Source organism: Mesorhizobium sp. WSM2240 (assembly GCF_040438645.1).
In the GTDB taxonomy this organism is placed as follows: Bacteria; Pseudomonadota; Alphaproteobacteria; order Rhizobiales; family Rhizobiaceae; genus Allomesorhizobium.
The window spans coordinates 3,604,238-3,625,072 of the sequence record NZ_CP159253.1 but is presented as its reverse complement, the minus strand read 5'-3'; the positions used below and the strand labels follow the sequence as shown (position 1 = coordinate 3,625,072).

The following is a 20,835-nucleotide window of genomic DNA, read 5'->3' as shown; positions in this document are numbered from 1 at the left end:
GGTAGCTGCAAAGGCGCAAGTTATCGCCGGGACCATAGTGTGGCGTTGGTTCAGAATCCGCCTTGCAAATAGTCATACTATATGACTATACGGTTCTGGCGATCGGGGAGGAGCCGCGATCGACTTTTTGGGAGGTTTGGAATGACCAGAATTTTGAAGACCATGCTGCTCGGATCGGCGATCGCCCTTGCGCTCGGCGGATCTGCGTCGGCCGCGGATTTGACGGTCGGCTTTTCGCAGATCGGATCGGAGTCCGGCTGGCGCGCGGCCGAAACCAGCGTCACCAAGCTCGAGGCTGAAAAACGCGGGATCGACCTGAAATTTGCCGACGCGCAGCAAAAGCAGGAAAATCAGATCAAGGCGATCCGCGGCTTCATCGCCCAGGGCGTTGACGCGATCCTCGTGGCGCCGGTCGTCGCAACGGGCTGGGAATCAGTGCTTGAGGAAGCCAAGGACGCCGAAATCCCGGTCATTCTGCTCGATCGTGGCATCGACGGCTCGCCGGATCTCTACATGACCATGGTCGCCTCCGACCAGGTGCTCGAAGGCAAGGTTGCGGGCGAGTGGCTGGTGAAGGACGCCGCGGGCAAAGAGTGCAACGTGGTCGAACTGCAGGGCACGACGGGTTCTTCGCCCGCCATCAATCGCAAGAAGGGCTTCGAGGAAGCGATCGCCAGTACGCCGACCATCAAGATCATCCGGAGCCAGACCGGCGACTTCACCCGCGCGAAGGGCAAGGAAGTGATGGAAGGCTTCCTCAAGGCCGAGGGCGGCGGCAAGAACATCTGCGCGCTCTATGCCCACAATGACGACATGGCGGTCGGCGCGATCCAGGCGATCAAGGAAGCCGGCTTGAAGCCCGGCACCGACATCAAGGTCGTTTCGATCGACGCGGTGCCGGACATTTTCAAGGCAATGGCCGACGGCGAGGCAAATGCCACCGTCGAGCTAACCCCGAACATGGCCGGGCCGGCCTTCGACGTCCTGGAGAAGTTCAAGGCTGACGGTACCTTGCCGCCCAAGCAGATCATCACGGAATCGAAGCTTTATACCCCTGCCGACGATCCGATGAAGGTCTATGAGGAAAAGAAGGGCCTCGGCTACTGATCTCCCTCACGAGCGGGCCGGACTCTTGGAGGCCGGCCCGACCGTCCTGACGAACCGTGGCGATATCCGCCGCACCATCTCGGGAGGACCGCCGTGAGCGAGCCTGACCTGCTGCTCAGCGCAACCGACATCCGCAAGACCTTTCTCGGCTTGAAAGCCCTTGACGGTGTCGACTTCTCGGTGCGCAAGGGCGAAATCCATGCCCTGCTCGGCGAGAACGGCGCCGGCAAGTCGACGCTGATCAAGGTGCTGACCGGCGTCCATAAGCCCGACAGCGGCGCCATCGAACTTAACGGCGAACTTGTGGCCGTGCGCGATCCCATGCATGCCCAGCAACTCGGCATCGGCACGGTCTACCAGGAGGTGAATCTCCTGCCGAATCTAACGGTGGCCGAGAATCTCTATATCGGCCGCCAGCCGAAGAGGTTCGGCCTTGTCGACACCCGCACGATGCAGAAGCAGGCCAGGGCGCTGCTCGCTCAGTACGATATCGATATCGATGTCGGCGCACAGCTCTCCAGCTTTTCCATCGCCGTACAACAGCTCGTCGCCATTGCCCGCGCCGTCGACATGTCCGGTTCAGTGCTCATCCTCGACGAGCCGACGGCGAGCCTCGACAGTCACGAAGTCGACCTTCTCTTTGGCGTCATGCGCAAATTGCGGGACCGCGGCCTCGGCATCGTTTTCATCACGCATTTCCTCGACCAGGTCTACGCCGTCAGTGACCGCATCACGGTGCTGCGCAACGGCAAGCTCGTGGGGACGAGGCAGACCAATGATTTGACGAAAGTCGACCTCGTCTCGATGATGCTGGGCCGCACGCTGGCCGCCGCGACCGAGCACGGCCGTCGCGCAGCGCCGCCTCCGTCGGAACGCAAGATCGTATTCTCGGATTTCGGCCGCGCGCGCTCGGTCGCGCCTTTCGACCTGACAATCTCCGCGGGCGAGGTCGTCGGCGTCGCCGGGCTGCTCGGCTCCGGCCGCACCGAGACGGCGCGCCTCCTGTTCGGCATCGATCTGCCGGACCGCGGCACAATCACCGTGGACGGCAAGCCGGTCAGGATCGCGTCACCGCGCGATGCCATCCGGCTTGGCTTCGGGCTTTGCCCCGAGGACCGCAAGGCGGACGGCATCATCGGCGACCTGTCGGTGCGTGAGAACATCGCTCTCGCCCTTCAGGCGCGGCGCGGCTGGTTCCGCCGCATGTCGACGCGCGAGCAGACGGAGCTGGCCGACCGTTTCGTCAAAGCGCTCGACATTCGCACCACCGACATCGAAAAGCCCGTCAAGCTGCTCTCCGGCGGCAATCAGCAGAAGGTAATCCTTGCCCGCTGGCTGGCCACGCAGCCGCGCTTTCTGATCCTCGACGAGCCGACGCGCGGCATCGATGTCGGCGCGCATGCGGAGATCATCGAACTCATAAACAAGCTCTGCGATGAAGGCTTGGGTCTGCTGGTGATTTCTTCCGAGATCGAGGAGATCGTCGCCTATTCGACGCGCGTGCGCGTGCTGCGCGACCGTGTTCATGCCGGTGAATTGGCCGGTGCCGAGATCTCCGCCGATAACATTATGAGGGCCATCGCCGCTGAACACGGAGCAGCACGATGAGCAGCCTTGGCTCCGGATTGCGCAAGGCTGCCCCGCAGCTCGCCTGTCTTGCCGTCATCCTGTTCTTCAATTGGTTGGCTTTTCCTGGCTTCTTCGACTTGCGCCTGCAGGACGGACGCCTGTTCGGCAGCCTGGTGGACGTGCTCAACCGCGGCGCGCCGGTAGCGATCCTTGCCATCGGCATGACGGCAGTCATCGCTTCCAAGGGGGTCGACCTGTCCGTCGGCGCGGTGATGGCGATGGCCGGCGCGGTGGCGGCGACGATGACTGTCGAGGGCTATTCGCTGCCTATAGTGTTGTTGTCGTCGCTAGCAGTCGGTATCGCCTGCGGCCTGCTCAATGGCCTGCTCGTCGCCGTCCTCGAACTCCAGCCTATCGTGGCGACCCTGATCCTCATGGTCGCGGGCCGCGGCATTGCGCAGCTCATCACCGAGGGCGTCATCGTCACCTTCGTGGAGCCGGGCCTGATCTTCTTCGGCACCGGCTCCTTCCTCGGCCTGCCGATGCCGGTCATCATCGCGGCGGCGCTCGCGCTGCTTACGGTGCTCGTCGTGCGGCGCACCGCGCTCGGCCTGTTGATCGAGTCGATCGGAGTAAACCGCTCGGCCTCCACATATGCAGGCATCAACAGCCGCCTGCTGATCGTTATGATCTATACGTTCTGTGGGTTCTGCGCCGCTTTGGCCGGCATCATCGCCGCTGCCGACATCCGCGGGGCCGACGCCAACAATTCGGGCCTGTGGCTCGAACTCGACGCAATCCTTGCAGTCGTGATCGGGGGCACTTCGCTGCTCGGCGGCCGCTTCTCGATCCTGATGTCGGTCCTGGGCGCGATCATCATCCAGTCGATGAACACCGGCATCCTGATCTCCGGCTTCCCGCCGGAATACAATCTGATCGTCAAGGCGGCCGTCATCATACTGATCCTGCTCGCCCAGGCGGCCTCGCTGAGCGGCTTCAAATTGCTGCTGCGGCCTCGCGGCGCCGCCGCAACTGCAAGGAAGGCCGAAGCCTGATGACCTCCTCGCGCCTCCTCCCTTTCTACGCCACGCTGGTGATCTTCCTGCTCGCATACGCGGTGTGCATCATCCAGTTCCCGAACATGCTTTCCACGCGCGTCCTGGGCAATCTGCTCACCGACAATGCGTTCCTCGGCATAGCGGCGGTCGGCATGACCTTCGTGATTCTCTCCGGCGGCATCGACCTGTCGGTCGGCTCGGTCATCGGCTTTACCAGCGTTCTGATCGCCGTGCTTGTGACCTGGTACGACATACACCCACTCGCGGCCTTCTTCATCGCACTCGCCGTCTCGACCGCGTTCGGCGCCGCCATGGGCGCGGTCATCCACTATCTCGATGTGCCGGCGTTCATCGTGACGCTAGCGGGCATGTTCCTGGCGCGCGGCATGGCCTTCGTCATCACCACCGATTCCATTCCGATCGCGCACGAGTTCTACACCACGCTCCAAGGGCTGTACTTTCGCATGCCGGGCGGCGGCAGGCTGACGCTCATCGGCGGGTTAATGGTGCTCGTCTTCGTGGCCGGGATCGCGGTCGCGCATTACACCCGGTTCGGCTCTTACGTCTATGCGATCGGTGGCAACAAGGCCTCAGCCGAACTGATGGGCGTGCCCGTCGCTCGCACGACGATCGGCATCTATGCACTGTCGGGCTTCCTGTCCGGACTCGCGGGCGTCGTCTTCTCGCTCTACACCTCGGCCGGCTATTCGCTCTCGGCTGTAGGCGTCGAACTGGACACGATCGCGGCGGTTGTCATCGGAGGCACCCTGCTGACAGGCGGCGTCGGACTGGTGGCCGGCACCTTCGTGGGCGTCATCATCCAGGGCCTGATCCAGACCTACATCGTCTTCGACGGCACGCTGTCGAGCTGGTGGACAAAGATCGTCGTCGGCCTTTTGCTCTTTGCCTTCATCGCCCTGCAACGGCTATTGGTGGTCCTTTCGGCCCGCAAAGGGTCGTTGCGGGTCACAACACCATGATCACCATCCAGCCAGGAATCAGCCGCACGCTGCCGCCGAAAGGATTTCACGGCCATGTCATGGCGGATCTCGGGCGTGGCATCGTTTCCGGCGCGTTCCCCGAAAGCTCTATTCTTCCCCGCGACGCCGAGCTTCAGCATCGCTACGGCGTCTCACGCACGGTGCTGCGCGAGGCTTTGAAGACGCTGGCCGCCAAGGGTCTGATCATGCCCAAGGCCAAGATCGGCACGCGCGTGATGCCGCGCGACAACTGGAACCTTTTCGATCCCGACATTCTCCAGTGGCATGCGGATACAGGCGCGGTGGACGCCAAGTTCCTGTTCAGCCTGCAGGAGATGCGACTGGCACTGGAGCCGGAGGCTGCGGCCCTGGCGGCGATGCGCCGGACTGACGAGCAGGTCACGGAATTATATCGATGTGTCGACCGCATGGGCGACCCGGCCGTGACAGGTGACGATTTCGTCGAATACGATCTGCGTCTGCACATCGCGATCGCCGAGGCTTCGCAAAATCCGTTTATGCGGGCAATCAGCGGGCTGATCGAGGTGGCGCTCGCCACTACTTTCGCCGTCAGTTCGCCGATACCCAATACGGAGCGACACAAGCTTACCGTCGAACGCCACCGCGCAATAGTCAGCGCCATCGAAGGCCGCGATCAGGCAGCGGCGCGCGCCGCCATGCGACAGGTCATCCAGGAAGGCATCGACCGTGTCGCCGACGTTACTGGCAATCTGCCGCCGGAAGGGCAATTTTCATGACGATCCAAAGCAAGCCCAACCAAGGCAGATTCACGCCTGCGATATGGCCGCGAAAGCTGCGTTCCCACGAATGGTTCGGCGGCACGTCGCGCGACCATATCTATCACCGCTCCTGGATGAAGAACCAGGGACTGCCGGCCGACCTGTTCGACGGCCGTCCGGTAATCGGAATATGCAACACCTGGTCGGAACTGACGCCCTGCAACGCGCATCTGCGTGATCTCGCGCAACGCGTGAAGCACGGCATCTACGAGGCTGGCGGGCTGCCGCTCGAATTCCCGGTATTCTCCGCCGGCGAGAGCGCTCTGCGTCCGACGGCCATGATGTACCGCAACCTTGCCTCGATGGACGTCGAGGAGGCCCTGCGCGCCAACCCGCTCGACGGCGTGGTGCTGATGGTCGGCTGCGACAAGACCACGCCGGCCCTCCTGATGGGCGCGGCTTCCGTCGATATTCCGGCTATCGCCGTCACCGGCGGGCCGATGCTCAACGGGTGGTTCCGTAACGAGCGCGTCGGATCCGGTACTGCGCTTTGGCAGATGTCGGAGGCGATCAAGGCTGGCGCGATGAGCCAGCAAGACTTCCTCGACGCCGAGCAGGCGATGAGCCGCTCGCCCGGTTCCTGCAACACGATGGGCACGGCCTCCACAATGGCCTCCATGGCCGAGGCCCTCGGCATGGCGCTTTCGGGCAACGCCGCTATCCCCGCGGTCGACAGCCGCAGGCGGGTCATGGCTCAACTCACCGGCCGGCGTATCGTGCAGATGGTCAAGGACGATCTGAAGCCCTCGAACATTCTGACGCGTGAGGCATTTGAGAACGCGATCCGCGCAAACGGCGCCATCGGCGGCTCGACCAACGCCGTGGTGCATCTGCTGGCGATTGCCGGCCGCGTCGGCGTGGATCTGACGCTCGACGACTGGGATCGGCTTGGCCGCGACGTACCGACCATCGTCAATCTGATGCCGTCCGGGAAGTATCTGATGGAGGAGTTCTTCTATGCCGGCGGGCTTCCCGTCGTGCTGAAGCGGCTCGGCGAATCCGGATTGCTGCACAAGGATGCGCTGACGGTTTCCGGCCAGACGCAGTGGGAGGAGGTCAAGGACGTCACGAACTGGAACGAGGACGTCATATTGCCGGTCGACAAGGCGTTGACGCCGCAGGGCGGCATTGCAGTGCTGCGCGGAAACCTTGCGCCGAAGGGCGCTGTCTTGAAGCCTTCCGCCGCGACGCCTGCGCTGATGGTCCATCGCGGCCGCGCGGTCGTCTTCGAGGACATCGACGACTACAAGAAGAAGATCAACGACCCCGATCTCGACATAGACGAGACCTGCGTGATGGTGCTGAAGAACTGCGGGCCGCGCGGCTATCCCGGCATGGCCGAGGTCGGCAATATGGGCCTGCCGCCAAAAGTGCTGAAGAAGGGAATAACGGACATGATCCGCATTTCCGATGCTCGCATGTCCGGAACCGCTTATGGCACGGTGATCCTGCATACCAGCCCGGAGGCTGCGGCCGGCGGGCCGCTGGCCATCGTTCGCAACGGTGACGTCATCGAAGTCGATGTGCCGAAGCGGCGGCTGCATCTCGACGTGCCGCAAGACGAGATCGAGCGGCGGCTAAGGGATTGGCAAAGCCCGGTCAAGCGGCCCGGGAGCGGATATGCCATGCTCTACCATGACCACGTGACGGGGGCAGACACCGGCGCCGATTTCGACTTCCTCAAGGGGGTGCGCGGCAATGCCGTGCCGAAAGATTCTCACTGAATCGGGCCGGGGCTATAGCCCTGACCAACCACTGGGAGGTATCTGCTCAAGGTTTCGATCCAGGGTCAAACTGACGATCGCGCGGTGCTTTTGGCCCACGACCGATGGGCCTGCTGGGCAACGTAAAATACCAGCGCAAGGCTGGCGTTGAACTCGAACATCTCTTCCACTGCCGCGAGCGCATTGGATGCCGTGGCAATATCGATAACTTGCGCAAGACCGATGAATCCGATGTGCAGGAAGAGCAGGACGTGATCCGCGAGTCCCGAGCGCCTGTTCCTTATCGCGTTCCCCAACTGGATTAGGGCAAACATCATGACGCCGAGGGACGCGGCAAGCAACAGTCCCACCCACACCCAGGCCAGGCTCCTATCGACTTCGCTCAGCAGCCGATAAGCCAGAATCAGCAGGTCGTGAAAGCCGTCCAGTTCGCCGCCTCCATGAAGGGCAGGGGGCTGGAATCCGAAAAGGCGCGCACCAAAACTGGTTTCATCCATCAACTCGGCGAATCCGATCAGTCCTGCTATCAGGAGCGGCGCGTGCAGGCCCCATTTGACGGACGCCGCAGCAGATCCAAGCACGACCGCCGCCAGGCAAGCGACAGAGGCCATTTCGATGATGCCGTCTTCCTGCAGGAGCAGCGGCCGTGCACTCGGCGCCATGATCGCAATCAGGGCTGCGGCAAGCGTGCAGATTGCGATGACGATCAGTGCATAAATCAGCCACTGGGACTGATCTCTCGGCCGTAGCAAGAGCGGAGCAAATGCCGTAGCGCCGGTCCCGATCTCGGCACTGCTTTCCTCACGGACGACGGACGCCATGCGCGCTCCTTACACAAACCTGTCACGGAACCGTCACATACCGACGATTTCCGGCCAAGAAAGGGCAGGGCAGAATTATCTGCGCACAGGCTGATGAGCCGGACATGGACAACGAGCCGCTTTGGATCATTGGCGGATTTCAGCAAAAGCGAAGGCAGAGGAGCCTGAGGGATCACGGTCCGGATTGGACAGGCGGGGTCTGCAGGGCTGTTGAAACGCGCGCCGGCGCCCGCTCCCCAGCTTGGCCGCGTCGGACGTATTCTGCCAGAAATGAAGCTATTGCCGCAGGGTCAGGCGTTACGTGGGACGGGCCTGCCAAAAAACTCGTTTTTTGCAGTCTCGCCGACCAGCCGGAGCTTACCCAGACTGCGAAGCAGGCGTCTCGGCCGCTTGAGCGCCTGCCAGCTCAGAAAATACGTGACCAGGAAGCTGGGCGCCTTGCTGTGCGACCCTCTGTGGGCGACGCGGTAGACGGCGCCGCGGAATGGCAGGGGGGTCAGCGGCTTGCCCCGCCCGGCGAGAATATCGGCGATGCGGACATGACTGCCCAGCATCGACTTGATCCAATCCAGCGAGGCATTCTCGAAGCGTTCCGGCAGCCCATAGAGATCCGACCGGATGATCAACGACGTCCCGCAGAGATGGTCGAAATCGTCATACCCCAACAAGAGCTTGCCGCCGTCGTCCCATATATAGCCGCGGTTGATCATCCATCCGTTCGCATAGGGATTTTCCGATACGTATTGGACGATCCGGGCGCTGACGAAATCGTCGTCGTCGACGATCATGAAGAAGCGGCTGTCGCGGGCGCTTAGCATCCCTTTCAGCACCCGGCGTCCCTTGTCGGCCCGGAAGGCGTCGTAGACGTCCTCGATGCTGCCTGCCTTCCCGAGCTCGTGCATATCATTTGGAGGAAATGTGACGCGCTCGACGCTGAAGCGCTCCGGCAGGCCGGGCAGGTCGGCGCCCTCGTTTGCCACAATGATGCCTCGCCAATCGTCGTTGGTCTGGTTCGAGATTGACGCGATTGTTTGAGCCAGATTCGCCTTGAGAAGACTCCAGTCGCGGGCATTGTCCTGGTGGCGGACGGGAATGATGAAGGTGACGAGGGTCATCGAATTCCACCTCCGCGACTGCCCGTTTCCGCAAGCAGCCTCATGAGGCGGCTCCAAGGATGGCTTGGCTGCGCGCCCAAGCAATCCCGTCGTCGAGCGACGCCGCCTTGTAGGACAGGTCGGTTCCGCCGGAAAACGCGGCCATGAATCGCCGCACCTTGCCGTAGCTGTTGTCGAGCACGGCATGCGGCCGCCCGAGCAGCAGTGAGCAGATATGGACATGCAGGCGATCGGTGACGATAGCGCGCCCGCGCGCGATCTGTCGGATGCCGCGCCGGAAGCGGTTGTGCGCTGCCGCGTCGAGCTTGCGCAGCCGCATCTCAGCCGGTTTCAGCGCCACAAGCGCCGATGCCGCGCCGAACGCCTTGGAGACCCGCACGCGCCTGGCAGATTCGGTCGTCCAGTCTTCCATCGGAATGTCCGGATAGGCCGAGAGATCGGCATCGCCCGCCTTTTCAAGGTCCGCTCGCAGCATCGCAAGCACAGGGAACTCGGAGGCGGCAGGCGGGAGCGCGCCGATGCAGAAGGCCATATCCGGGCAGAGGCGCACCTGACAGTCGAAGTGCTTCTGAGCGAACTCTTTCGATTCCTCATCGCGGACCAGCAGCACGAAATTCTTGTGGCGTCCGATGGCTCGCGCGCTTTGTTCCACGCGCTCCTTCGACTTGTAATGGATCGACTGGGGGAACTGGATGACCTGACGCTCCGGGAACCGCTCGAGCACGCGCTCGCGGAAATCCTGATGCGCGCCCCAGATGTCGCCGAAATTGCCGCCGCCATGGATGAAGATCGGGCCTGTCGGCATAACGCGTTCAAGGTCCTCGGGCGAGAAATCGTCCATTCGCGAAACGTAGGCGGGGCGCTTGCCGTACCGATCCCGTAGGTAAGCCATTTCCCCCAGCCAGATGGCCGAATCGCCGCAATTGCGGATGTCCGGGAAGTCCAGGATAGCCAGCGGCTCACCATCGGAGACATAGTCCTTCAGGCAGTCATGTATGGCGCCCTGTAGCCTGGCGATCACGTCCAGATTTGATTCTGCAGGCATTTTCTTATCTCCATCTGGCTGGTGGCGCGGGTCCGCGGCGGCAGGAATTGCCCTGTAATCATCAAGCTGGGCGAACTTTGGACAGGACTTTGCCCAGTATCTTCTGGATTTCCGTCTCGGGCCCGACCGGCCGCTTCATCAATATCCAGAGCAGCAAAGTCGACCCGCAATAGAGGATGGCGCCCAGTGCAACCAGGATCGCCAATTGCTCCGCCAGCATGATCTTGTCGGTCGTGTAGGGCAGATAGCCGGACGCGAGCGTCACGCCCGCCGCCATCACCGCGATGCTCGTCAGCGCACGCATGTTGGCCGAGAGTTGCTTCAATACCGTGACGCCGATGAGACGCCGCACCAGGATCATGTTGACGAAGGCGCTAAACAGGCCGGTGAACACGCGGCCGATAATGACCCCTGGAAGCCCGGCGAGCATCAGCCCGGCGATCATGATGGGAACGCGGACGCACAGCATCTGCGCATCGCGGATGAACAAAAGCCGCGTCTCGCCTTTCGCCATGCCGAGCGGCTGCACCAGCGAGCCCAGCGTCTGCAGCGCGAAGACCGAGGCGAGCGACTGTATGATGAAGATGATCGGCGCCCATTTTTCCCCGAGCGCCAGCCTGACCAGCGGGTCTGCCACCACCGCGACCCCGATGCCGGCGGGAAGGGCGATCGCGGCGACCAGCGCCTGCACGCGCTGATAGGCGGCGGCAAGTCTCGCCGGATCGTCGCGAATGCTGGAGAAGCCGGGATAGATCGTCTGGACAAGCGGCGCGGTCGCTTCGCGCGTCGGCATCATGGCGAGATTGGAGCCGACCGAATAATAGCCGAGCGCCGTGCCGCCGAGCATCTTACCGACCAGCAGATAGTCGAAACGCCAGTTGAGCGTATTGACGATCTGGCCGGCCGCGAGCCACGCGGAGAAGGAAAAGAATTCTCGTATGTGCTGGAAAGTGATCCTGGGCCGGAACGGCAGCACGATGTAGGAGATGATGACGTTCGTTGCCTGGGTCACCAGCGTCCCGACCACCAGCGCCCAATAGCTTTGATAGATCACAGCGATCGCAACCGCGGCGACGAAGCCGGCCAGTTTCTGCGAGACGCTGAGCACGAATTCCTGCCAGAAGATCAACTCGCGCTGAAGCATGATCAGGCGCGGGTTGGTCAGGCCGCTCAGCAGCATGCTGAAGCCCAGGGCAACCATGACGCCGGCGAGCCTGGGCTCCTCGAACAGCCTGGACGCCGGGTAGGCGAAGGCCGCAAAGAGAAGGCAAAGGAGCAGGCCGCGTGTGGCGTTGAGGGTCCAGGCGGCGCTGAAATGCGATTCCTTGGGCGCCTCGTGACGTATGAGCGCCTGGGTAAGCGAGAGTTCGGTGACGGTGCTGACGATCAACAGCATGGTCGTGCCCAGCGCGACGACGCCGAAATCGGCGGGCGCAAGGTACCATGCCAGCACGATGGTGCTCAGCGTCGCCAGCCCGTTCACAATCGCCCGGGACAGGCTCAGCCACATGCTTCCCTTGATTAGCCGGCCGCTGATGCTGGTCATGCGACGGCGATAGCCTGGTTGCCGATCGCACTGACAGCAGCGCGGACCACCGAGAGAAGAACGGTGTTCGTCCTCAAATTGACATTCATGAGAGGGATGTCTGCCGGCGCCAAACCGTACTCCAATCGGAACTGATGCGGCGGCAAAGCGCACGCCTGAATTCCTGTACTCGGCTGATGGTGCTTGCCGACCATGCCGCTGACCGAAGCCGCCGCGAACTTAATTGCGGCTATGCTGCACTGCAATAGGAACGAGATCACGGTTCGTTTCAGGCGTTTTCGAAGTTCGAATATCGACTGCGGACGCGGACAATCGCGTGGCACGACTGCCCTCATAGGCAAGCGGATACGCTCCGCGAAATCGCAATTGACTTGCCTCGGTACCGGCAGGCCTTCATTGTCGCGGCTTCCCGCCGCGGATTTACCAGCCAGGAGAAACGGATGCCCATCATCAACCGGATTTCGGGATTTCACGACGACATCACGAAATGGCGGCGCGACATTCATGCGCACCCCGAACTGCAGTTCGAGGTTCACCGGACGGCGGCTCTGGTGGCCGAGAAGCTGAAGGAGTTCGGCGTCGACGAGATTGCCACCGGCATCGGGCGCACGGGCGTGGTCGGGGTCATCAAGGGCCGCCAGTCGGCAAGCGGCAAGACGATCGGCCTGCGCGCAGACATGGATGCGCTGCCGATCCAGGAGATCATCGAGCGGCCCTATATGTCGAAGACGCCCGGCGTGATGCACGCCTGCGGCCATGACGGGCACACTGCAATGCTCCTCGGGGCTGCGCGCTATCTTGCCGAGACACGCAATTTCGACGGTACCGCGGTGGTCATCTTCCAGCCGGCGGAGGAGGGCGGTGGCGGCGGCCGCGAAATGGTCGATGAGGGCATGATGGACCGGTTCGCGATCGACGAGGTCTACGGCATGCACAACGCGCCGGGCATTCCCTTTGGCCAGTTTTCGATCCGTTCGGGGCCGATGATGGCGGCCGCCGACATGTTCATAATCGACATAGAGGGCAAGGGCGGTCACGCCGCGCGCCCGCAGCGCGTCATCGACACGACGCTGGTCGGCGCGCATATCATGACAGCGTTGCAGTCGGTGGTGGCGCGCAATGTCGATCCGATCGAGGCCGCAGTGGTCTCGGTCACCACCTTCAAGGCCGGAGACGCATTCAACGTCATCCCGCAGACGGCGCGGCTGACCGGCACGGCTCGCACCTTGTCGTCCGAAGTGCGCGACCTCCTGGAAATCCGCATGAGGGAGGTGGTCGAGCACACGGCGGCGGCCTTCGGCGCAAAGGCCACGCTCGACTACCAGCGTCACTATCCGGTCCTGTCGAACAATGCCGAGAAAGCCGAGTTCGCCGGCTCCGTGGCCCGGCTCGTCTCCGACAAGGTCGACATGAACACGCCGCAGGTCATGGGCGGAGAGGACTTCTCCTTCATGCTCGATGCCAGACCGGGCGCGTTCATCTATCTCGGGCAGGGCGACACCCAGTACCTGCACCACCCGGAATATGACTTCAACGACGACATCATCCCGATCGGCGCGTCCTACTGGGCCAAGCTGGTGGAGACGGCCCTACCGGCCCGCTGAGCAGGATCAGTGCGCCGGTAACGGCGGCTGGGCAGTGTTGACGCCGTCCTCAGCATAGAGGTGACAGAGCACCTTGGCGCGGCCGACTTGGTAGAGCGGCGGCACGATGGTCTTGCAATGCGGCATCACATGCGGGCAGCGCGGATTGAAATGGCAGCCGCGTGGCGGATTGATCGGATTGGGGATCTCGCCGGCGATCGATTGGCGCTCGACGCCTTCCATGCCGATGTCGGGGACGGCGTCGAGCAGCATCCTGGTGTAGGGGTGCTTCGGCGCGGCGAAGAGTTCGCGCGCTGGCGCTTCCTCGACCAGGCGTCCGAGATAGAGAACGCCGACTCTTGTCGCCATATGGCGCACCACGGCCAGATTGTGGCTGATGAACAGGTAAGTCAGCCCGAGGCGCTCCTGCAACTCCCGCAGCAGGTTAAGAACCTGCGCCTGCACCGAGACGTCGAGCGCCGAGGTCGGCTCGTCGCAGACGATGAATTCGGGTTCGGAGGCGAGCGCCCGGGCGATCGCGATGCGCTGGCGCTGACCGCCGGAGAATTCGTGCGGGAACTTTCCGGCGTCGCGCGGATCGAGGCCGACGAGCGCCAGAAGTTCGCCGACACGGGCCTCGCGGTCGCGGGCGTCGGTAATCAGGCCGAACGCTTTGATCGGCTCGGCGACGATCGAGCCGACGCGCCAGCGCGGGTTGAGGCTGGCGAAGGGGTCCTGGAAAATCATCTGGATCCGCCGGCGTATCTGACGCTGGCTCGGGCCGCCGCTCTCGGCCCAGATGTCGGCCCCGCCGATATGGACGCTGCCGGACGTCGGCGGCAAAAGGCCGACCACCATCCTGGCGATGGTCGATTTGCCCGATCCCGATTCGCCGACCAGCGCATAGGTTTCGCCGCGGTTGATCGATATGTCGACGCCGTCGACGGCGGTCAGCGTCACCTTGCCGCTGCCTTCGAGAATGCGGTTCAGCCAGCGCTTGGACAGGTCGAAGACGCGGCCCAGCCCCTCGACTTCGACCAGCGGCGCGCTGTCTGCCGCCGGCGCGTCCGCAATATAATCGGGGGCGGCGCTCACAGGCCTGCTCCCGCGGGAGCGGCGCGGACCTCGATGCCTGCAGCCAGAGCCCTGGCCGCCGTTTCGGCAGGCGGCGGATTGCCCGATGGATCGAGGAGAAAGCAGGACGCCCGGCTTCCTGAGGTCTCATAGAGGCCGGGCCGCTCGGCCGGGCAGCGGTCGAAGCGGAAGGTGCAGCGCGGATTGAAGGCGCAACCGCCCGGAATGGCGCCGAGGCGTGGCATGGAACCGGGTATCTGCTCGAGCTTCTCGTCGGGGTCGCCTGTCAGCGATGGGATCGCCGCCATCAGCCCACGCGTATAAGGGTGCTGCGGATGCTTGACGACGTTTCGCACCGCGCCGATTTCGGCGAGCCTGCCGGCATAGAGCACGCAGACACGGTCGGCCGTCTCGGCGATCACGCCCATGTCGTGGGTGATCAGCATGACCGAGGTTCCGCGGTCCCTGCACAGGCGTTTGAGCAGCGCGATGATCTGCGCCTGCACCGACACGTCAAGCGCTGTCGTCGGCTCGTCGGCGATGACTAGTTCCGGGTCGGCCGCCAGCGCCAGCGCGATAACGACCCGCTGGCGCATGCCTCCGGAAAATTGGTGCGGATATGAGGAGAGCCGGGCGCCTGCCGCCGGGATGCCGACTTCGACGAGCAGCCGCTCCGCTTTGTCCGCTGCCGCCTTGGGCGACAGTCTCTCATGCGTCAGGATGGTCTCGGTCAACTGGTCGCCGATCCGGTAGAGCGGGTTAAGGCTGGTCAGCGGATCCTGGAAGATCATGCCGATGCGGTTGCCCCGGATGCCACGCATGGCGGTCGGTGGAAGATTGTCGATGCGCTGGGTACCGAGGAGTATCTGGCCACCGGCGATGCGGGCGGGCGGGTCGAGGAGGCCGATAATGGCCGAGCCGGTGATCGATTTGCCCGCGCCGGATTCTCCGACGACGCCGAGCACTTCGCCCGGCGCGATGTCGAAGGACAAATCGTCGATCGCGGTGAGCGCGCCGTGGCGGGTCGGGATCTCCACCCGGAGATTTCTGACGGAAAGGGTCGGTGTCATCGGAGCTTCGGGTTGAGCGCGTCGCGCAGCCAGTCACCCAGAAGGTTCACGGCGAGGGCAAGGATGGCGAGGGTGATGCCAGGGAAGATGGTGATCCACCACTCGCCGGAGAAAAGATAGTCGTTGCCGATGCGGATGAGCGTGCCGAGCGACGGCTGCGTCGAGGGAACGCCGACGCCGAGGAAGGAGAGCGTGGCCTCGGTGATGATGGCGAGCGCCAGGTTGATTGTGGCGATCACCAGGACCGGCCCGAGCACATTGGGCAGCACGTGGCGGAACATGATCGTTACCGGCCTCAGGCCGATGAGCCGGGCGGCCAGCACGTATTCCTTGTTGGCCTCGACGAGCACCGAGCCGCGGACCGTTCGCGCGTACTGCACCCAAAAGCTCAAGCCGATCGCAAGAACGAGAACGCCAAAGACGATCTCGTCATATGCCCGCGGACCGGCAAGCGCCCGCGCCACGCCATCGATGAGCAGTGCCGTCAGGATGGCGGGAAATGTAAGCTGGACGTCGGCAATGCGCATGATGATCGTGTCGGTGATGCCGCCGACATAGCCTGCGACGAGGCCGAGCGTCACGCCGAGCACCATGGCCAGGAGGACGCTGGCGAAGCCGACCGCCAGCGAGATGCGCATTCCGTAGAGGATGGTGGAGAGAACGTCGCGCCCCTGGTCGTCGGTGCCGAGCAGGAAGCCGGGCTGTCCGTCGGCGGACCAGGCCGGCGGATAAAAACTGTCCATGATCGAGATCGACGCCGGGTTGAACGGGTCGTGCGGAGCGATAATCGGCGCGAACAGCGCCGCCAGGACGAGGATCAGGCTGACGATGGCGGAGGCGACAGTCAGCGGCGAATGGCGGAAGGAATACCATATGTCGGAATCGAGCGCGCGCGCGAACGCGCCGCGACCGGCCGTATCACCTGCCGCAACCCCCACCCTTGCCTTCGATTCTTCGCCTGTGAAATAGGGCATCGTCAGCCTGCCGTTCCGCCGAGCCTGATGCGCGGATCGACCGCGACGTAGAGCAGATCGACAATGAAATTGATCAGCGTAAACAGGAAGGCGATCAGGAGCAGGTAGGCGGCCATGATCGGTATGTCGACATTCTGCACCGCCTGCAGGAACAGGAGCCCCATGCCGGGCCACTGGAAGACCGTTTCGGTGATAATGGAGAACGCGATGATCGAGCCGATCTGAAGGCCGGTGATGGTTATGACCGGCACCAGCGTGTTCTTCAGCGCATGGCCGAAATTGATCGCGCGCCGGGAAAGGCCGCGGGCGCGGGCGAATTTGATGTAGTCGGTGCGCAGCACTTCCAGCATCTCGCCACGCACCAGGCGCATGATCAGCGTCATCTGGAACAGCCCAAGCGTGATTGCCGGAAGAATAAGGGAGACCAGCCCGGAGCGGGTCAAAAGGCCGGTGGTCCAGAAACCGCCGATCGAGACGGTTTCGCCGCGGCCGAACGACGGCAGCCAGCCGAGGTTGACCGAGAAGATGAAGATCAGGAGGATGCCGATCAGGAACGTCGGCAGCGATATGCCGACCAGGCTGACGGCGAGAAAGAGCCGCGACAGAAGCGTGTCCCGGTAGAGCCCGGTATAGACGCCCATCGGCAGGCCGACGAGCAGCGCGAACACCGCCGAGACGAAGGAAAGCTCCAGCGTCGCCGGGAGACGCGACGCGATTAGTTGCGCCACCGGCTGCTTGATCTGGTACGAAATGCCGAAGTCGAAGCGCGCCGCCTTGCCTATGAAACGCGCGAATTGCACGTGGACCGGATCGTTTAGGCCGAGATCCTGGCGCAGTTGCGCCCGCTGCTCTGGCGTCGTGTCGACGCCGACGAGCTGATTGACCGGGTCGCCGACGAACCGGAACATCAGGAACGAGATCAGCGCCACGACCAACATGACGCCTGCAGCCTGGATCAGGCGCCGGATGGCAAAGGCGAACATTCAACGGCCCCCGCGGATTGTGACGCCCGGACCATCGATCGATCCGGGCGTGCGGCTTCGCATGAGGCTCAGTTCAACTTGGCCCAGTAGAACAGCACCTGGTCATCGGCGCGCTGTACGATGGCGAGATTCTTGCGCTTGCCCCAAGCCAGCGACTGCTGGTGCAGCGGGATGTGTGAAGTCTCGTCGAGCATGATCTTGTAGGCCTGATGGATCAGCTCATTGCGCTTGGCGGTGTCGGTTTCGACCACGATCTGCTTGGCCAACTCGTCGACCTTGGGGTTGCAGTAGCCGCCGAGATTGAAGGGGCCGCCCTTGCCGGTCTCATCGCGGCAGGTCGCAAGGCTGACCAGCACGTTCCAGGAGTCGAAGGAGCCGGGGGTCCAGCCAAGCAGGTAGAAGTCGGTATCGTAGCCGCCCGGCGCCAGAACCTTGGCGAAATACTGCGCCTTGGGCTGAGCGTTGAGGTTCACCGTAACGCCGACCTTGGCGAGCATCGACACCACCGCCTGGCAGATCTGCTCGTCATTGACGTAGCGGTCGTTGGGGCAGTCCATGCCGACGCTGAAGCCGTCGGGATAGCCTGCATCGGATAGAAGCTTCTTGGCCGCTTCGACCTCGTAAGGCCAGCGCTTGAGATCGGGGGCGTCAAAGAGCTGAGGAGCGATGAGCAGCGGAACCGGCGTGGCCAAGTCGCGCATGACGCGCTTGTCGATCGCCTCGATATCGATGGCCTGATAAATCGCCTTGCGGACGTTCGGATCCTTGAACGGGTTCTTGCCCTTGATGTCCGAGGTCGGAAGTTCGTCGCGTATCTGGTTGAAGCCGAGATGGATGACGCGCAGTTCGGGTCCCGTCAGCGCTTCCGTGTTGGGATCGGAATTGACGCGATCGATGTCCTGCACCGGAACCGGCTCGATCAGGTCCACGTCGCCCGAAAGCAGCGCGGCGACGCGTGTCGCGTCGGAGGCGATCGGCGTGAAGACGACCCCGTCGAGATTGTGCTCGACAGTGCCCCACCAGTCCGCGTTCGCCTTGAAGATGGTTTTTACGCCCGGCTCATGGCTTTCGATGGTGAAAGGTCCTGTGCCGTTTGCCTTGTAGGCGGACGGGCCTGGATTGGTGTCCTTGGCGGATACAGGCTTGGTCGCGCCTTCGGCCTCGGCCCACTCCTTGTCCATGATGTACCAGGTGTCCCACTCGTAATGGAGAATGGGATTCGGGGTCTTGAGTTCGACGTCGACCGTATGGTCGTCGACCTTGGTCCAAACCGAATCAGCCGGAATGCGGGTCTTGAGGTCGGAGCCGTCGGCTCGCACGCGTTCGGCCGAGAATACGACGTCGTCGGCGGTGAAGGCATTGCCATTGGCGAATTTCACGTCCTGGCGGAGATGGAAGCGCCAATGCAGCGGATCGATCGTCTCCCAGCTCTCGGCGAGCCCGGGAATGATCGTCAGATCCTTGTCGCGCTTGGTCAGGCCTTCGTAGACGTTGCCCAGCATGCCGAGCGTGAAGGTCTCGTTGAGGGAGTAGGGGTCGAGCGCGTTCAAGGTGCCCTGGAAAGCAAAGCGCAGCGTCTTGTCTTGGGCATTGGCCGAAAACGTCGCGGCGGTCATCGCGCCGGCGACGAGGGAAGCGCGGGCGACCGCGCCTGCCGCTCTGGAAAGAAATGATTGTCGATACATGCTCCACCTCTCTTTTTTACGATTGTTTTGATTTTTGTTGCACGGAAAGTCCCGTCAGGAAACCCCGACCGGGATTAACATGTCGGAATCCGAGGTATGGCGTCGATGGCTCAGCCGCATAGCCACGGTGCTGAGCCGAGCGACTGTTCTTAGAAATGCGCGTCCGCGCAAGCTTCGGGAATCTGATGTTCATGATCCGCCAACTCGCCGAAGTTTTTGCCCGCTCGCTCCCGGGCGGCGCACGGCACAGGATTCCACATTCGGAGCGAGTTTGCAGCGTTGCACCCGGTTGCGCGCCGATCAAAATTGTGCGTGTATGGCGTGAGAAAAGCTTTTCCCAACGCATCGGCGGAACCAAAACCGTCTTTTTTGCGGGAGGATCGGGAAAAGCTTTTCCCAAGATGCGAGCTGACTACAGGGAGGAACCTATGAGCTTGCAGTTATCGACGAGATGCCGGTCGGCCTTGGCCGGCCTGCTGGCAATGGTGGCGTTGCCGGCAATGGCGGAAGACCTTCAGATGTGGGAGCGAAGTGGCGGCAATGCCGGCATGGTCGATGCTCTCGTGGCGGCCTGGAACGAGAAGAACCCGGACCGCAAGATCAACCTTACCTACATTCCGCATACCGAGATGGTGCCCAAGATCGCCCAGGCCATCGCCAGCGGCGAGGTGCCCGACCTGATGGGCATGGACCTGATCTACGGCCCTCAATTCGAAGCCGCCGGACAGCTTGTCGACATCACCGACAAGGTCAAGGACTGGCCCGAGCTGAAGACGGCCGTTCAGGGCCACATGGCGGTCTCGACCTATGAGGGCCGGCTCTACGGCGTGCCGCTCTACGCCGACGTTTCGGCGCTGTTCTACAACAAGGACCTGTTCCGGAAAGCCGGCCTCGATCCGGAGAAGCCGCCGACGAGCCTCGCCGAAATACGCGAATACGCCGACAAGATCACTGCGCTTGGCGGCGACGTGAAGGGCTATTTCCTTCCCGGCTCGTGCGCCGGGTGCAACATCTTCACCGTCGGCCCCTTGATGTGGGCGAGCGGCGCGACGATCGAGCCGAGGGATGCCAATGACGAACCGCTCCAGGGCGACGGCGTCAAGGAAGTGCTGCAGTGGGCCCGCGACATGATCAAGGCCGGCAACGTGCATGAAGACGCACGCGCCGAGACCGGCGAGACGTTCCACCTGCGTTTCGGATCGGGCAAGATCGGCATGATGGGAACGGGCAATTTCAACATCACGCTCGCCAAGGAGCAGAACCCGAGCATGGATTTCGGCATCGCGCTCCTGCCGGGCGTGAAGAGCGGGCAGGTCTCGTCGTTCGCGGGCGGCGACATCGTCACCATTCCGAACGGCAGCAAGCGGATCGACGACGCGATCGACTTCATGAAGTTCCTGCTGTCGGACGAGACCCAGGTCGAGGTCTACGCCAAGATGCTCAACATGACGACCCGGGGCGACATGACTGATAACAAGTACTTCCAGGCCGAGCCCAAGGTGCAGCAGGTGGCAAAGGCGATCGCGGTTGCGGAGACGCCATATACACTGAAGTTCTTCGAACTGATCAACTCGCCTCAAGGTCCGTGGCTGCAGATGCTGCAGCGGGCCTACTACGAGGACACCGATCTCGACACGATCATTTCGGAGGCCAAGGCGCAGATGAAAGCCATAGCCGCGGAATAGCTTCTCCCCGGAGGGC

The 20,835-nt window shown here is 62.9% G+C and carries 18 protein-coding genes; 8 read left to right on the top strand and 10 right to left on the bottom strand.

All coding sequences use genetic code 11. The annotated features are described in order from the left end of the window. Nucleotides 1-162 precede the first annotated feature (162 nt). From ytfQ to araD, 6 genes are all read left to right on the top strand, one after another. Nucleotides 163-1,107: a galactofuranose ABC transporter, galactofuranose-binding protein YtfQ gene (ytfQ, locus tag ABVK50_RS17895; protein ID WP_353645898.1), complete on the top strand. Its 945-nt coding sequence runs from the start codon at nucleotides 163-165 to the stop codon at nucleotides 1,105-1,107. Between the two features lie 93 nt (nucleotides 1,108-1,200). After that, nucleotides 1,201-2,715 (top strand): galactofuranose ABC transporter, ATP-binding protein YtfR, encoded by a 1,515-nt coding sequence (gene ytfR / locus ABVK50_RS17890; RefSeq protein WP_353645290.1) that lies wholly within the window; start codon nucleotides 1,201-1,203, stop codon nucleotides 2,713-2,715. Further along, nucleotides 2,712-3,731: an ABC transporter permease gene (locus tag ABVK50_RS17885; RefSeq protein WP_353645291.1), complete on the top strand. Its 1,020-nt coding sequence runs from the start codon at nucleotides 2,712-2,714 to the stop codon at nucleotides 3,729-3,731. Before ytfR ends, ABVK50_RS17885 begins: the two co-directional genes overlap by 4 nt. Next, a complete protein-coding gene (gene yjfF, locus ABVK50_RS17880; protein ID WP_353645292.1) occupies nucleotides 3,731-4,714 on the top strand; it encodes a galactofuranose ABC transporter, permease protein YjfF in 984 nt (327 codons plus the stop codon). Before ABVK50_RS17885 ends, yjfF begins: the two co-directional genes overlap by 1 nt. Then, nucleotides 4,711-5,472, top strand: coding sequence for a FadR/GntR family transcriptional regulator (locus tag ABVK50_RS17875; protein WP_353645293.1), 762 nt, complete (start codon nucleotides 4,711-4,713; stop codon nucleotides 5,470-5,472). The genes yjfF and ABVK50_RS17875 overlap by 4 nt, the downstream gene beginning before the upstream one ends. After that, nucleotides 5,469-7,238 carry an L-arabinonate dehydratase gene (araD, locus tag ABVK50_RS17870; RefSeq protein ID WP_353645294.1) on the top strand — a complete coding sequence of 590 codons (1,770 nt, stop codon included), beginning with the start codon at nucleotides 5,469-5,471 and terminating at the stop codon, nucleotides 7,236-7,238. The genes ABVK50_RS17875 and araD overlap by 4 nt, the downstream gene beginning before the upstream one ends. Before the next feature lie 65 nt (nucleotides 7,239-7,303). On the opposite strand, the gene ABVK50_RS17865 is transcribed toward araD, so the two are convergent. The 5 genes from ABVK50_RS17865 to ABVK50_RS17845 form a co-directional block, all read right to left on the bottom strand. Then, nucleotides 7,304-8,059, bottom strand: a complete 756-nt coding sequence (locus tag ABVK50_RS17865) for a hypothetical protein (RefSeq protein ID WP_353645295.1) — start codon at nucleotides 8,057-8,059, stop codon at nucleotides 7,304-7,306. Between the two features lie 290 nt (nucleotides 8,060-8,349). After that, nucleotides 8,350-9,174 (bottom strand): galactosyl transferase, encoded by an 825-nt coding sequence (locus ABVK50_RS17860; protein WP_353645297.1) that lies wholly within the window; start codon nucleotides 9,172-9,174, stop codon nucleotides 8,350-8,352. Nucleotides 9,175-9,214: 40 nt separating this feature from the next. After that, nucleotides 9,215-10,219 (bottom strand): polysaccharide pyruvyl transferase family protein, encoded by a 1,005-nt coding sequence (locus ABVK50_RS17855; RefSeq protein ID WP_353645299.1) that lies wholly within the window; start codon nucleotides 10,217-10,219, stop codon nucleotides 9,215-9,217. A 61-nt stretch (nucleotides 10,220-10,280) separates the two neighbouring features. Next, a complete protein-coding gene (locus tag ABVK50_RS17850; RefSeq protein WP_353645300.1) occupies nucleotides 10,281-11,765 on the bottom strand; it encodes a lipopolysaccharide biosynthesis protein in 1,485 nt (494 codons plus the stop codon). Continuing rightward, the gene (locus ABVK50_RS17845) at nucleotides 11,762-12,238 is read right to left on the bottom strand and encodes a hypothetical protein (RefSeq protein ID WP_353645301.1); all 477 of its coding nucleotides are present in this window, start codon (nucleotides 12,236-12,238) and stop codon (nucleotides 11,762-11,764) included. Before ABVK50_RS17845 ends, ABVK50_RS17850 begins: the two co-directional genes overlap by 4 nt. Between ABVK50_RS17845 and ABVK50_RS17840 the strand changes: the two genes are divergently transcribed. Next, complete coding sequence (locus ABVK50_RS17840) at nucleotides 12,206-13,369, top strand: M20 aminoacylase family protein (protein ID WP_353645302.1); 1,164 nt, start codon at nucleotides 12,206-12,208, stop codon at nucleotides 13,367-13,369. The genes ABVK50_RS17845 and ABVK50_RS17840 overlap by 33 nt on opposite strands. A gap of 6 nt (nucleotides 13,370-13,375) precedes the next feature. Here ABVK50_RS17840 and ABVK50_RS17835 read toward each other — a convergent pair whose 3' ends face one another. From ABVK50_RS17835 to ABVK50_RS17815, 5 genes are all read right to left on the bottom strand, one after another. Continuing rightward, entirely contained in the window at nucleotides 13,376-14,443 is a 1,068-nt protein-coding gene (locus tag ABVK50_RS17835; protein WP_353645303.1) for an oligopeptide/dipeptide ABC transporter ATP-binding protein, read from the bottom strand. Continuing rightward, nucleotides 14,440-15,492 carry an ABC transporter ATP-binding protein gene (locus tag ABVK50_RS17830; RefSeq protein ID WP_353645304.1) on the bottom strand — a complete coding sequence of 351 codons (1,053 nt, stop codon included), beginning with the start codon at nucleotides 15,490-15,492 and terminating at the stop codon, nucleotides 14,440-14,442. Before ABVK50_RS17830 ends, ABVK50_RS17835 begins: the two co-directional genes overlap by 4 nt. Then, the gene (locus ABVK50_RS17825; protein WP_353645305.1) at nucleotides 15,489-16,466 is read right to left on the bottom strand and encodes an ABC transporter permease; all 978 of its coding nucleotides are present in this window, start codon (nucleotides 16,464-16,466) and stop codon (nucleotides 15,489-15,491) included. Before ABVK50_RS17825 ends, ABVK50_RS17830 begins: the two co-directional genes overlap by 4 nt. A gap of 2 nt (nucleotides 16,467-16,468) precedes the next feature. Then, on the bottom strand, nucleotides 16,469-17,449 hold the full coding sequence (locus ABVK50_RS17820; RefSeq protein WP_353645306.1) for an ABC transporter permease: 981 nt from the start codon (nucleotides 17,447-17,449) through the stop codon (nucleotides 16,469-16,471). Between the two features lie 68 nt (nucleotides 17,450-17,517). Beyond that, on the bottom strand, nucleotides 17,518-19,134 hold the full coding sequence (locus tag ABVK50_RS17815) for an ABC transporter substrate-binding protein (RefSeq protein ID WP_353645307.1): 1,617 nt from the start codon (nucleotides 19,132-19,134) through the stop codon (nucleotides 17,518-17,520). Between the two features lie 428 nt (nucleotides 19,135-19,562). Between ABVK50_RS17815 and ABVK50_RS17810 the strand changes: the two genes are divergently transcribed. Continuing rightward, nucleotides 19,563-20,819: a sugar ABC transporter substrate-binding protein gene (locus ABVK50_RS17810; protein ID WP_353645308.1), complete on the top strand. Its 1,257-nt coding sequence runs from the start codon at nucleotides 19,563-19,565 to the stop codon at nucleotides 20,817-20,819. Nucleotides 20,820-20,835: the final 16 nt, after the last annotated feature.